This window comes from Flavobacterium suncheonense GH29-5 = DSM 17707, from assembly GCF_000430025.1.
Lineage (GTDB): Bacteria > Bacteroidota > Bacteroidia > Flavobacteriales > Flavobacteriaceae > Flavobacterium > Flavobacterium suncheonense.
In genome coordinates this window covers 146,088-159,250 of sequence record NZ_AUCZ01000009.1, presented here as the reverse complement: position 1 = coordinate 159,250, position 13,163 = coordinate 146,088, and the positions used below count along the sequence as shown (strand labels likewise).

Genomic DNA, 13,163 nt, shown 5'->3' with positions numbered 1-13,163 from the left:
TCGCCGCCCAATTGCAGGGTGTAGGAGAAATCCGCGTAGACGTTGTTCTCCTCAACAGGACCAATCTTATCGGAGATAAACGACAAACCCAAACCTACATTCTTACCAACAGGCGCATGACCAAAAAATGTCCCCGTAGTCGGAGCATCTTCAATCTCAACCCATTGCTTGCGATACAAAAGACCCATCGATAAACTCTCCTTCGATCCCGCATACGCCGGATTCATAACACTCATATTATACATGTATTGTGTATAGTGAGGGTCTTGCTGTGCCTGGACGTCCGTAAAACCAATAAAGGCTAATAACGCCGACAAATAAATTTTTTTCATGCTTTTCTTATTAGTTAAAAGCACTGCCTGTTTCCAAGCAGTGCTCTCTATCTGCTTTTATCGTTCTCTGTTAATATATACCCATCCGGTTCTGGTTTGACCATCGCCAGACTCGACTACATAGTAATACGTTCCGTCCGGCAACTCATTGCCATTTTTAGACTGTCCGTGCCACTGGTTGGTGTAACCCGCCCCGTGCTCGTAAACGGTTGTTCCGTAACGGTTGAAGATTTTAACTGATTTGGCGTTCAAGCCTTCGATGTCCCAGTTATCATTCAAATTGTCTCCGTTAGGTGAAATCCCTTTTGGAATTTCACACAAAATTGTAGTATAAGCATTACTGTATGAAGAAATGCAGCCATTCCCTGTATCAACTTCTAATGTATAGGTTCCGGCAGAAGTTATTACTTGCGAACTGGATGTTCCTATGCTTATTCCGCTGCTGGTTAACCATTCGTAACTGTAAGACGGATTTATTTGATCGGCTACCAAAGTAAAAGCACCTCCGGCACAGCTTCCTGTAAAAGTAACTATCGGCGGGATTATCATCGGTTCAATACTAAACGATGCACTCATTGCAGAAATACAGCTTCCATTGTCTGCCACTACAGTATAAGCTGTTCCGGCAACCATATCGCTGATTAATCCCGTAGCGTCTACACTTGGTCCTGACGGTGTAAACACATAGGTTACCGCTCCGTCATAATTCGCAATCGTGCTGATTCCGTCTGAGGTACAAGTCGGCAAATCTGTATCAATAGTTGGTACCGACGGAGCCGTTAACATCGCTCCATTACTGAAAGAAACCGAAGCTCCTGAAGTACAGTTTCCATTGTCTGCCACTACAGTATAAGATGTTCCGACAACCATACCGCTAATCAATCCGGTTGCGTCCACACTTGGTCCTGATGGTGTAAAAACATAGGTTACGCCTGCATCATAATTCGCAATTGTACTGATACCATCTGAGGTACAAGTTGGTAAAACAGTATTGATAATTGGTACCGATGGAGTCGTCAACATCGCTCCATTACTGAAAGAAACAGAGGCCAAAGAGGCGCAACTTCCGTTGTCTGCCACTACAGTATAAGCTGTTCCGACAACCATACCGCTGATTAATCCCGTAGCGTCTACACTTGGTCCTGATGGCGTAAATATATAAGTTACGCCTCCGTCATAATTCGCAATCGTACTGCTTCCGTCTGAAATACAAGTCCTTAAAACAGTAGCTATTGTTGGTTCCGATGGAGTTGTCAACATCGCTCCATTACTGAAAGAAACTGAAGCCAAAGAAGCACAACTTCCATTGTCTGCCACTACAGTATAAGCTGTTCCGACAACCATACCGCTGATTAATCCCGTAGCGTCTACACTTGGTCCTGCAGGTGAAAACACATAGGTTACCGCCCCGTCATAATTCGCAATCGTGCTGATTCCGTCTGAGGTACAAGTCGGTGAAACTGTATTGATATCCGGAGTTGGCAAGGTGGTCAACATCAATTCATTACTAAAAGAAACCGAAGCACCAGAAGTACAGCTTCCGTTGTCCGCTACTACAGTATAAGCTGTTCCGACAATCATACCGCTGATTAATCCCGTTGCATCTACACTTGGTCCTGCAGGCGTAAACACATAGGTTATCCCTGCATCATAATTCGCAATTGTACTGATACCATCTGAGGTACAAGTTGGCAAAACAGTATTGATAGCGGGTACCGATGGAGTCGTCAGCATCGCTCCGTTACTGAAAGAAACTGAAGCCAAAGAGGCACAACTTCCGTTGTCTGCCACTACAGTATAAGCTGTTCCGACAACCATACCGCTGATTAATCCCGTAGCGTCTACACTTGGTCCTGACGGGGTAAACACATAGGTCATACCTCCGTCATAATTCGCAATCGTGCTGATTCCGTCTGAGGTACAAGTCGGTGAAACCGTATTAATGGTTGGTACCGATGGTGTTGTCAACATTGCTCCATTACTGAAAGAAACCGAAGCCCCTGAAGTACAGTTCCCATTGTCTGCCACAACAGTATAAGCTGTTCCGACAACCATACCGCTGATTAATCCCGTACCGTCTACGCTTGGCCCTGACGGGGTAAACACATAGGTCATACCTCCGTCATAATTCGCAATCGCGCTGATTCCGTCTGAGGTACAAGTCGGTGAAACTGTATTGATAGCTGGTACCAATGGTAGCACATTAACAACAATTGTTCCAACAGCCGTGGCACTTGGGGAACAGCCTCCAGTTGTACTAACTGTAAAATTATAAACCCCAACAGCAGTTGGTGTCCCGGTAATTGTCACTATTCCTGAAGCAAAATTACTTGTCACTCCTGCAGGTAATCCTGTTACTGTTGCTCCTGTAGCATTGGAAACTTCATAAGTAATTGCAACTATACTTTCGTTTTCGCAAATAGTTTGCGAAGCAGTAGCTACATCAGACGTCAAAGCAATGACCGGCAATGCGGTAATAGTGATTTCAAATGTACTGCTGCCTTCAACACCACATGAAGAAGCCGGATACAGGTATTCCACAATATAAGTTCCTGGTGTACTCGCCGCTAAATCAATTTCACCGGTAGTTGTACTCACAAAAACCAATCCGGCAGTTGAAGAATAAGTTCCTCCCGCTGTAAATCCAGACACCTCATTAGGCATTGGGTTAGCTTCATTCTGACAAATAGGTGTTGCATAACTAAAACCTGTAACCGGGACTATTGCCGAACTAACAGTAAGTATTCCTGTTGTGGTTGCCGGCGGACAGCCTCCCGTGGTGGTTACCGTATAGTTGAAGGTTCCCGATACCGTCGGGGTTCCGCTGATGGTTACGACATTACCTGCCCAAGAGCCTGTTACTCCTGTAGGTAAACCTGTTATAGTAGCGCCTGTGGCTCCTGTGGTGGCCAAGGTAATAGGCGTAATAGCATTGTTGATACAAACTGTTTCACTGATTCCATCTTCAATTGTATTCTGAGCCGTTACGGTGATTGTTCCTGTTGTGGTTGCCGGTGGGCAGCCTCCCGTGGTGGTTACCGTATAATTGAAGGTTCCTGATACCGTTGGGGTTCCGCTGATGGTCACGACATTACCTGCCCAAGAACCTGTTACCCCTGTTGGTAAACCTGTTATTGTAGCGCCTGTGGCTCCCGTAGTGGCCAAGGTAATAGTTGTAATGGCATTGTTAACACAAACGGTTTGGCTCGTACCAGTGGCAATCGTGTTTTGTGCCGTTACGGTGATTGTTCCTGAAGTTGTAGCTACCGCACAAGCATTGCCGGTAGTCGTAACATTATAATTGAACGTACCGGATACGGTTGGTGTTCCGCTGATGGTTAAAGTAGTTCCCGCAACCGAAGAGCTCAATCCTGTCGGCAAACCGGTAACCGTAGCACCTGTGGCTCCACCCCCAATAGTCATGTTTATTGGGGTAATGGGCGAATTAATACAAACCGCCTGATTTGAACCCGCAGCTATCGTATGGTTAGAATTTATCGTAACAGGTGTCGTTATATTTATAACCGGACAACCGCCTCCCGGATTATAGTTATATGTTACCGTATAAGTTCCCGGTGTACTTGCACCGGTGTTAATCTCACCTGTGGCAGAATCGATACTTAAACCTGCCGGAGCACTGTAAGTACCTCCGGTATAAACACCCGTTCCGGTAATCGTAACCGCTTGTGTACCTGCTACATTACAGAATGGACTTCCCGGATAACTTATTGAAGCCGTTGGACACGAACAAGTAGCATTAACAGTTACATTTCTTCTGTATTGACATCCGTTTTCATCGGTTACTGTAAAAGAATATACGTAAGAACCCGGTGAAGTAAACGGTCCTATGGTAACATTATTCGACAACTGATTTCCAACGCAAGGTCCCGGTGCAGGACAAGACGGGCCCGGATTATTAACTACAGTACTTGTTGTTGTTTGAGCTGGTACAGCCGGACCACTTCCTGTTGTAGACCAAGTGGCTGTGGTTAAATCTGGCGTGTCACTTTGCATACTTCCAAAACAAGCGGAAGGAAACACCAAAGACCAACCACTAATAAAACCATCATCTAATGCTGCCTGATCGTAGATGCGAAGCGTCCAGGTACCGTTTAATGCCGCTCCATTCAGTGCGGCAAAACTATTGGTGGAATTATAGGTTTGAGGGATGTAATAATTCCCCGCCTCACAAGCACCTGCATAGCCTGCACAGTTAGCCGTTGCTGTAGTTGTATTCCCAGCCGCTGTCCAGTTAACTCCTCCTGAATTTACAACTGTATAGTTAGCAGGACATCCGGGTACTAAATTATCGGCGGCATTTGCACAGGTTCCGAACAAAGTCCAGCCCCCATGTCTGTCGAAAACCCTAACACTTTGTCCGCTGGGAGCAATTAAATCTATTTGCAAGTCTCCGGAGAAGGAATGCTCTATACTAAAATTCAAAGTAGGGTAACAGCCCGGACTCATTGTTGCCCCGGCCGGAAACATTCCTGAAAAATTCAATGTAGACAAATAGCTCGCTCCAGATCCGTCTGGTAATAAAACCGGCGAGCCTGAAACTGTTGGCGCCGTCTCTGATATGGTCTGAGAAACTGCCAGTCCGTTAAGAGTAACCGAGTTTCCACAACTAACGGCAACCGGACCGGTAGTGGTCCCCGTAAAATTGGGTTCGGGTTGTATTTGAATTTTCCTCGAGACATAATTTGTACTGAAACACCCGTTACTGTTTCTAACTTTAACCGAAGCCATATAGATTCCTGGTGTAGTCGGATAGGTATGGGTGGTAGTTGGTGTGGCGGTAACACTTGTAGTACCATCACCCCAATCCCAAGTAAACTGGTCATTTGTAAATCCTCCGTTCGTGGAGTTTGAAGCATTAAAAGCTACAGTTGTCGAACCCGGATTTAAAGCCGATGGAGGACAGATTGTAACCGGACTGGTGTCTACCATATTGGCAACCGGGGACGTAGCGGCAGTACACGGTACAACACATGAAATGGTTGCATTCCATCCGGCTCTGTTAACTGAACTATCTGAAGTAAATCTAAAGGTCAAACAACCATCTGGGCTAGATGACGTTACCGTAAAAGGCACGGTTGGTGTACCTGCGAAAGTATCAAAAGCGGCACCCGTAATTGTTGCTCCTTGCCACATTTCCAAGTAATCATAGACTGTGGTTCCTATAATTTCTGTATCAAAACTGGTAAATGTCAATCGAATCACGGTTCCCGGTGTTGAAGGACAAAACGTGATGGTACTGGATTGGTTGTTGGCATAGTTCCCGTTCCCTCCTCCATCTCTGAAATTACCGGAACAAGTACTGATAGTACCATTGGCTCCGTTGGTCATATTATAATTCTGTCCTATTACAACAGAACTGATCAGTAAAAAAAGTAAGCTTAAAAGATAGTTTTTTTTCATGAATCCTTACTTTATGGTGGTTAGCGTGTTTTTTAATTTTTGATCAAAAGCATAGATATACCATAATTCCGTGTCTGTGTAAATCGTTCTGACTTTCGGCGACAAGGATTTTATAAAATTCTCTCCTTCTGATAAATAGGCAAAGTATTTGGGGTCTTCATTTTTGAGCTGTTCAATAGCTCCCGCATCAAATTCTTTTAAAAATTTTAAATCGGACTGCTGGTACGATACATTCGTTGCATTCTTGTTTAACTTGAAAGACAAGTCATAAATTTTTGCCTTAGGAAGCAGTTTGGCTCCTGGTGGCAGGTTGTAAACGACATCGCCGTTAATTGGGTTTGAATGCTGTGAATATCCGGAAGACATCACAAAGAAAACAAGCAAGGTTAGTACTAATTGAAGATGTTTCATAAGGTTAATATAGTTTTTGTGTTGATTTTTATGATAATTTTCTCAATAAAGCACGCAGCGACACCATGACGTATAGCAACTCATTTATCAAGAAAACCGAATTAGATTTATATTTTGTTCAGAATCAAACAATTTAGAAGCGTATTTCTTTTATCATACAGGTGTAAGTGTTAATTATTAATACTGTGTTCACAAATCAAAAAAGTAACGTCTTTATAAGCATTGACAGTACATATCTTGTTTTATAACTGCCACTAAAAAATAAAATCTGTGTTTTTAACAAAAAAAAACGCCGTAATTTACAAATTTTTAACACATATGGTTATTTTTATAAAAAAATTTGGCGTTTTAGTTAATTTATAATGATTCTACACAATTTTCTTACCACTAAATACCTATTGACAATGCCTCGACGCTGTACCGCAAATGTTTTAGACCAAAAAAAATCTAAAAAAGATTTCTAATCCTTATATTTGGTGTATGAAAATTCCACAGCATAAAAAAATCTATTTCGCTTCAGACCAACATTTTGGAGCACCAACTCCTGAAAAAAGCTTCCCAAGAGAGCAAAAATTTGTTGCCTGGCTGGAGGAAATCCGCCACGATGCAGAAATTATTTTTTTACTGGGCGATTTGTTTGATTTTTGGTTTGAATACAGAACGGTGGTTCCGAAAGGATTCGTAAGGGTTTTAGGGAAATTAGCCGAGTTGCGCGACAACGGCATTCAGATTTACTTCTTTGTAGGCAATCACGATTTATGGATGTACGACTATTTTGAAAAAGAGCTGAACATCCCGGTTTACCACACTACCAAAGAATACACTTTTAACGGAAAGTCTTTTTTAATTGGCCACGGAGACGGTTTGGGCCCAGGCGATAAAGGATACAAGCGCATGAAAAAGGTTTTTACCAACTCTTTTTCGAAATGGCTGTTCCGATGGCTACATCCGGATATTGGTGTTCGGTTGGCGCAGTATCTTTCTGTGAAAAACAAACTGATTTCCGGAGCTGAAGACGTAAAATTCCTGGGAAAAGAAAACGAATGGCTGGTGCAGTATGCCGAACGCAAACTGGAGAAAAAACACTATGATTTCTTCATTTTCGGCCACAGACACCTACCTCTGGAAATCCTGCTGAAAGACAACTCCAGATATTTCAACCTTGGGGATTGGATCGGTTATTTTACCTACGGTGTTTTTGACGGTACGGAATTCGAACTCAAAAAGTACAACCATTAATGGGTTAAATGGCCGTCTCGTACCGTTTTGCCTTTCCAATACTGCATTAACGTAAAGGCACCAATAGCCGATGACGCCAAACCTTCAAACAGCAATCCGGCACAATACTGATAAACCGACGGGTTTCCTCCAAAAAGAAACGCCTCCGACAGTGTTTTAATGTAGTCTGCCCCACCGCGTAAATGTATGTAGATATCTAAGGCAATAACACTTAAAATCACGCCGATAAAAGCCGTCATAGCTCCCGAAGTAAGATTGAAAAGATAGTCGTTATGACCGTCGTAAACATTGGCTTTAATGGTTCGGTTGGTGCCGTAGAGCACAATGAAGACATTGAGGATTCTCAAATAAAAGTTGTCTGACCAACCTAACATTTCCATTATTAAGAAGTAAATGCCGATACCCACAAAAATTATGGTTCCGTTTCTGAATTCTCTTGATTTGAACATAGCATTTTATATTTATCAGGTTAAACACTATTTATTTGCGAAGTTTACACGAGAACAAATCATCCTGTATAAATTACACAATCATTTAACAAAAATATAAAATTTTTCTCAAACCGTATTTTTTAAAAGCCTAATTATTAGTTAAATAGCAGCAACCTGCAGACTACTCGTAAAGAATTACCCAAGAGCTGTGACCGAAATAGTTCCAATCGGCGGCAGCCAGATCGACATTGGGATTAATTAGACGTTTATACGGACCCCGATTCACAGAAACCATACAATCTACGTAAACCGCGACGTCTCTTCCCTTTTGAAGGTTTTCCTTTTTGATGCGCTGTACCATTTGCCAAATCATATCCGGTTTGGAAGTCATCCCGTTCACCTGCTTGCGCGTCAGGTAACGATCATAGGGATAATACATTGCGATTTTGGTTTTCTTGTCAACCACTTTAAAAGCCACAATGCCGTCACGATCGCGAAGCATCATGCGCCAGCTTAAACGATGTCCTTCTTCGGTCCAGAGCACATCTCCTTTTATAAACCAATGTCGCAAAGGCAACGCAAGCTGAATCACAAAATAAGGCAAAAAGAAGTAAAGCAGCGTCTTTCTGCCAGTCGCAACAGAAATGGCCTCTTCTATTTTAGGCTTCCACTTCTTAAAGAAAAGGTTCCGGATTGTTTCGGGTTCGTAGAAAAAAACCGCAAAACTCAGGGCGAAGTACGGAAAAACACCTATCCTAAGTGTTATCGAGTTAAAAATATGAAACACCAGCGAGGCGATTAACGCAACCGTTCGGGTCTTTTTCCAAAGCAAAGCCGGCACAATGAGTCCGTCAAAGACAATTCCCGCATAAGCGATAAACAAACAGAACCACGGCTGAGTAAAAACACCCTTAAGAAAAGAGCATCCGGCAATCCCCGAAAAAAGATTCCGCGTAAAGGTTCCGTTTAGCCAATCCGGGTAAAATTTGGCAACGGTTGCAAAAAAGTACACGATGGCAATCTGTCCAATCATAACCCAGGAACACCAGACCGGCATGACCAGACTTTTTATCTTGGGATTTTGAGCAGCATCAACCGAAGCGTATGCATTAGCCGGCAGAAACAACAAAAGCAACGCCACCAACATCAATAAATAATAATGGTTATTATAGGATGTTTTCTGCATGAAATACACGCCGGCCCAAAGCAGGGTAAGCATTCCCAAAGTCAGACGGTATCGGTAACCAACCATCACCAGCAAGGATAGCAACCCCATCACTCCAAAATAGAGATACATCCCGTAGCCCGGCAGCGGCTGCAGCCATTCCAGTCCGATATGCGAAAAGGTAAAATTTGGCTGCAAAAAATTATCCTTCACCCAACCTGTTACTATTGCTCCAAACGTTTCACAGGCGAACAGCAATCCGAAAAAGATTCGAAAAAGAATCAGTGGGGCGTTGTCGACAGGCTTGAAAGGATTCAACTTCATCAAAAATGTTTTGAAATGTATTCTAGCGAGGCCACTTTATCCCGAGACAATTGTTCTTGAAGCAACTCCACGGAACCGAATTTCTGCTCATCGCGAAGGCGCTGATGGAGAGAAACTGTTACCTCCGTATCGTATATATCGGCCTTAAAGTCGAAGAAATGCACTTCAATGGTTTTGTTCGTGCCTTTTACAGTGGGGTTGTAGCCGATATTCATCATTCCGAAAACGGTTTTCCCATTTATTTCCGAAGATACGACGTACACGCCAATTTTGGGAATTAATTTATATTCTTCCGGGATTTCAATATTTGCCGTGGGATAACCAATCGTCCTTCCCAATTGCTTTCCTTTCACTACTTTACCGGAAAAAAAATAAGGATACCCCAAATAAGCACTTGCCGTTTCCACATCGCCATTATCAAGAGCCGTCCTTATTTTGGTGGAACTCACCGATACTTCATCAATTTCCTGAGCGGAGATTTGCTCCACTTCAAACGAATATTTTTTACCAAAAACAATTAAATCATCTATGGTGGCCGAACGGTTTTTCCCGAAACGATGATCATACCCGATAATAATTTTGGCTATATTGAACTGCTTCACCAAAACCTCAGACACAAACGCCTCGGCAGACAATTGGGAAAAAGTGGCATCAAAAGGATGAATAATCAGATTATCAACCCCAAAACGCTCCAGCAAAAGCGATTTTTCGGCTATGGTATTTAAAAGTTTAATATCGGAATCCTGCTGTAACACCATTCTAGGATGCGGAAAAAAGGTAAGCACCAAGCTTTCACAATGCAGTTCTTCACCGGCCTTCTTGAGCTTTTTAAGAATGGACTGATGTCCCAAATGCACGCCGTCAAAAGTTCCTAAAGTAAGAACTGTTTTCTTGTTAGCGCGAAATTCCGGTATAGCGTAAAAAGTTTTCAAATCCTTGTGTTTGTGCAAAGATACTTATTGCCGGAACAATACAAAATGAACCGCTGTCATAAATTCACATAACCACATTTTTATGTTAATTTTTTACTAATTTAAAAAGAAAAATGTAAATTTGAGCAAATTAACATTAATCCAACAAAGACTAAAAATGAAAAAAACATTACTTTTTACCTTAGCGGCCGCTTTTGCGATGTCCACCGGATATTCGCAGACGGAAAGGCTTTGGAAGGTCTCTAAAGGAGAAATCAAGGAGATTTCCAAGACTGCACAAAGAGAAAGTTTCCCATCTGAATTCAAACTTTTTGATTTGGATTTAACCTCTTTAAGACAAACCCTATTTGCGGCTCAAAACAAAAGCGAAGTTATCATTTCCTTACCAAATGCGGAAGGAAAAATGGAGCGCTTCAAAATGGTGGAACATTCCAATTTTGAACCTGCTTTACAGGCCCAATATCCGGAAATCCGCTCTTACGTTGGTATCGGCATTGACGATATCTATGCCCAAGTTCGTTTAAGCATCGATCCAAGAGGTGTTCAGACTATGGTTTTCAGAGCCGGAAAAAGAAACGAGTTCATGGAACCGTATTCTGCCGACGGAAAAACATACGCCGTATTCAATTCCAGCAGAAATAAAGGACAGCTCCCTTTTACCTGTTCAACCGTAGACCACGCCATAGCAAACGATTTATCAGACAAACTTACTACAGCTGACAAATCAAGTGTTGCTCAGTTAAAAACATTCCGTTTAGCCTTATCTTGTAACGGTGAATATGCAAACTATTTCGGTGCAACAAGTGCTGCACAATCCGGGCTGGTTTTGGCGGCTTTCAACGCTACCATGACCCGTGTAAACGGTGTTTTCGAAAAGGATTTTGCAATCCACATGGACATTGTGGCACAAACTACAAATGTAATCTTTTACAACCCTGCCACAGACCCTTACACCACTTTGGCGAACTGGAATACTCAGTTACAAAACACGTTGAGTTCCAGCCTTACAGGACCATCCACTTCTTTAGCGGCTAATAATGCTGCTTATGACATCGGACACATGTTCGGTGCTACCGGTGGCGGTGGAAATGCCGGTTGTATTGGCTGTGTGTGTGTTAACGACACTGCCGCAGCAAATGACACCAACAAAGGATCTGGTATTACTTCACCAGCGGATGGCGTGCCAGCAGGAGACACTTTTGACATCGATTACGTAGCACACGAGATGGGGCACCAGTTTGGAGCCAATCACACTTTCTCTTTTGGTGTTGAGGGTACGGGTGTTAACGTAGAACCAGGTTCAGGATCAACTATCATGGGATATGCCGGTATTACGGATTACAACGTACAAATGAACTCGGATGATTATTTCCATGCGGTAAGTATAGCTCAGGTTCAAACCAATATGACCGGGAAAACCTGTCCGACTAATACCCCGATAACACACGGTACTCCGGTTGTAGATGCCGGTGCGGATTACACAATCCCAAAAAGCACTCCGTTTATGCTAACCGGTTCTGCCACAGATTCAGGAGGCAACCCGCTTGTGTACTGCTGGGAACAAACAGATACTGCAACTTCTCAAACAAATGCAAACAGTGTGGCTTCACCTACAAAAACAGGAGGACCTAACTGGAGATCATACAGCCCAACTCCTTCCCCAACCCGCGTATTCCCTACAATGAGTACCGTTTTAAGCGGACAGACTACTACTATGGGATCTGGAGGAATCGTTGTAGAAGCCTTAAGTTCTGTAGCCAGAACCTTAAACTTCCGCTTAACCGCAAGAGACAATGTTGCCGGTGGTGGTCAGACAAATTTTGACAACGCGGTGGTTACAATTGATGCCACGAGAGGACCATTAACGGTAACCTCACAAAATACGGCAGGGCAAACCTGGGCACCAGGAAGCACTCAAACCATTACCTGGGCTGTAAACAATACAAATACCAGCGCTGGTGGTGCCAACGTAGACATCTTATTGTCTACTGACGGAGGAGCAACTTTCCCAACCGTATTGGTAGCCGGAACGCCGAATGATGGTTCACAATCAGTAACTATCCCAAACATCACGGCTCAAAAAGCAAGAATCATGGTTAAAGCAAGCGGCAGTATTTTCTTTAACGTAAACACTAAGGACATTGCTATTGGATATACAGTAAGTACAACTTGTAACACGTATTCCAACAATACCACATTGCCAGTTCCAGACGGAATAGCAAGCAACACTCCTGGAGCCGTGGTAAGTAAGACAATCAGTATACCTGATACAGCTGAGATTACTGATGTTAATGTTACTGTGGCAGCTACTCACACGTACACTTGGGACATGGTTGTTGCTATGGATCACCCTGACGGGACACAAGTAGCGCTGTGGAACAGAAACTGTAACAATACCTCAACCGGTTTCAATATTTTGTTCAATGATGGTGCTCCTGCAATCGTGTGTGTTTCTGGCGGAAATGTTTCCGGAACTTATTCTCCATCAACAGCCCTATCCCAATACAATGGAAAACCGGCTAACGGAACCTGGACTTTATTAGCAGCCGACTTCTGGAATGGAGACACCGGTTCTATTGGCAACTGGTCTGTTGAAGTTTGTACACAAACGTTCACCTTAGCTTCCCAAAACTTTGGTTTAGAAAACTTCAACATCTATCCGAACCCTAACAACGGCAACTTCACCGTTAGATTCGATTCCAACTCTGGAAACGATGTTAAAATTGGTGTTCACGATATGAGAGGAAGATTAGTTTTTGAAAAATCATACCAAAACACGGGTACTTTCAACCAAAACATCCAGTTAAACAATGTTCAGTCGGGCATTTATATGGTGACTGTACAGGATGGCGACAGAAAAGAAGTGAAAAAGATTTCTGTTAATTAATTAATAATTTCAATAACAAAA

At 43.0% G+C, this 13,163-nt stretch carries 8 protein-coding genes; 2 read left to right on the top strand and 6 right to left on the bottom strand.

All coding sequences use genetic code 11. From position 1 onward, the window contains the following. The 3 genes from G498_RS0107030 to G498_RS0107020 all read right to left on the bottom strand — a co-directional run. Positions 1-332 (bottom strand): PorP/SprF family type IX secretion system membrane protein (locus G498_RS0107030; protein WP_026980530.1); only part of this gene is annotated, 332 nt, incomplete at its 3' end. 57 nt (positions 333-389) lie between these two features. Next, positions 390-5,753, bottom strand: a complete 5,364-nt coding sequence (locus tag G498_RS0107025; protein ID WP_026980529.1) for a T9SS C-terminal target domain-containing protein — start codon at positions 5,751-5,753, stop codon at positions 390-392. 6 nt (positions 5,754-5,759) lie between these two features. Then, the gene (locus tag G498_RS0107020) at positions 5,760-6,164 is read right to left on the bottom strand and encodes a hypothetical protein (protein ID WP_131387691.1); all 405 of its coding nucleotides are present in this window, start codon (positions 6,162-6,164) and stop codon (positions 5,760-5,762) included. Between the two features lie 480 nt (positions 6,165-6,644). Here G498_RS0107020 and G498_RS0107010 point away from each other — a divergent pair, with 480 nt between their 5' ends. Continuing rightward, the gene (locus tag G498_RS0107010) at positions 6,645-7,403 is read left to right on the top strand and encodes a UDP-2,3-diacylglucosamine diphosphatase (RefSeq protein WP_026980527.1); all 759 of its coding nucleotides are present in this window, start codon (positions 6,645-6,647) and stop codon (positions 7,401-7,403) included. Here G498_RS0107010 and G498_RS0107005 read toward each other — a convergent pair. The 3 genes from G498_RS0107005 to G498_RS0106995 all read right to left on the bottom strand — a co-directional run bounded on the left by G498_RS0107005 (position 7,400) and on the right by G498_RS0106995 (position 10,255). Next, on the bottom strand, positions 7,400-7,852 hold the full coding sequence (locus tag G498_RS0107005; protein ID WP_026980526.1) for a hypothetical protein: 453 nt from the start codon (positions 7,850-7,852) through the stop codon (positions 7,400-7,402). The two genes, G498_RS0107010 and G498_RS0107005, sit on opposite strands and share 4 nt — an antisense overlap. 163 nt (positions 7,853-8,015) lie before the next feature. Continuing rightward, a complete protein-coding gene (locus tag G498_RS0107000) occupies positions 8,016-9,323 on the bottom strand; it encodes an HTTM domain-containing protein (RefSeq protein WP_026980525.1) in 1,308 nt (435 codons plus the stop codon). Further along, positions 9,323-10,255: a bifunctional riboflavin kinase/FAD synthetase gene (locus G498_RS0106995; RefSeq protein WP_026980524.1), complete on the bottom strand. Its 933-nt coding sequence runs from the start codon at positions 10,253-10,255 to the stop codon at positions 9,323-9,325. Before G498_RS0106995 ends, G498_RS0107000 begins: the two co-directional genes overlap by 1 nt. Before the next feature lie 157 nt (positions 10,256-10,412). Between G498_RS0106995 and G498_RS0106990 the strand changes: the two genes are divergently transcribed. Beyond that, positions 10,413-13,142 carry a zinc-dependent metalloprotease gene (locus G498_RS0106990; protein ID WP_026980523.1) on the top strand — a complete coding sequence of 910 codons (2,730 nt, stop codon included), beginning with the start codon at positions 10,413-10,415 and terminating at the stop codon, positions 13,140-13,142. Positions 13,143-13,163: the final 21 nt, after the last annotated feature.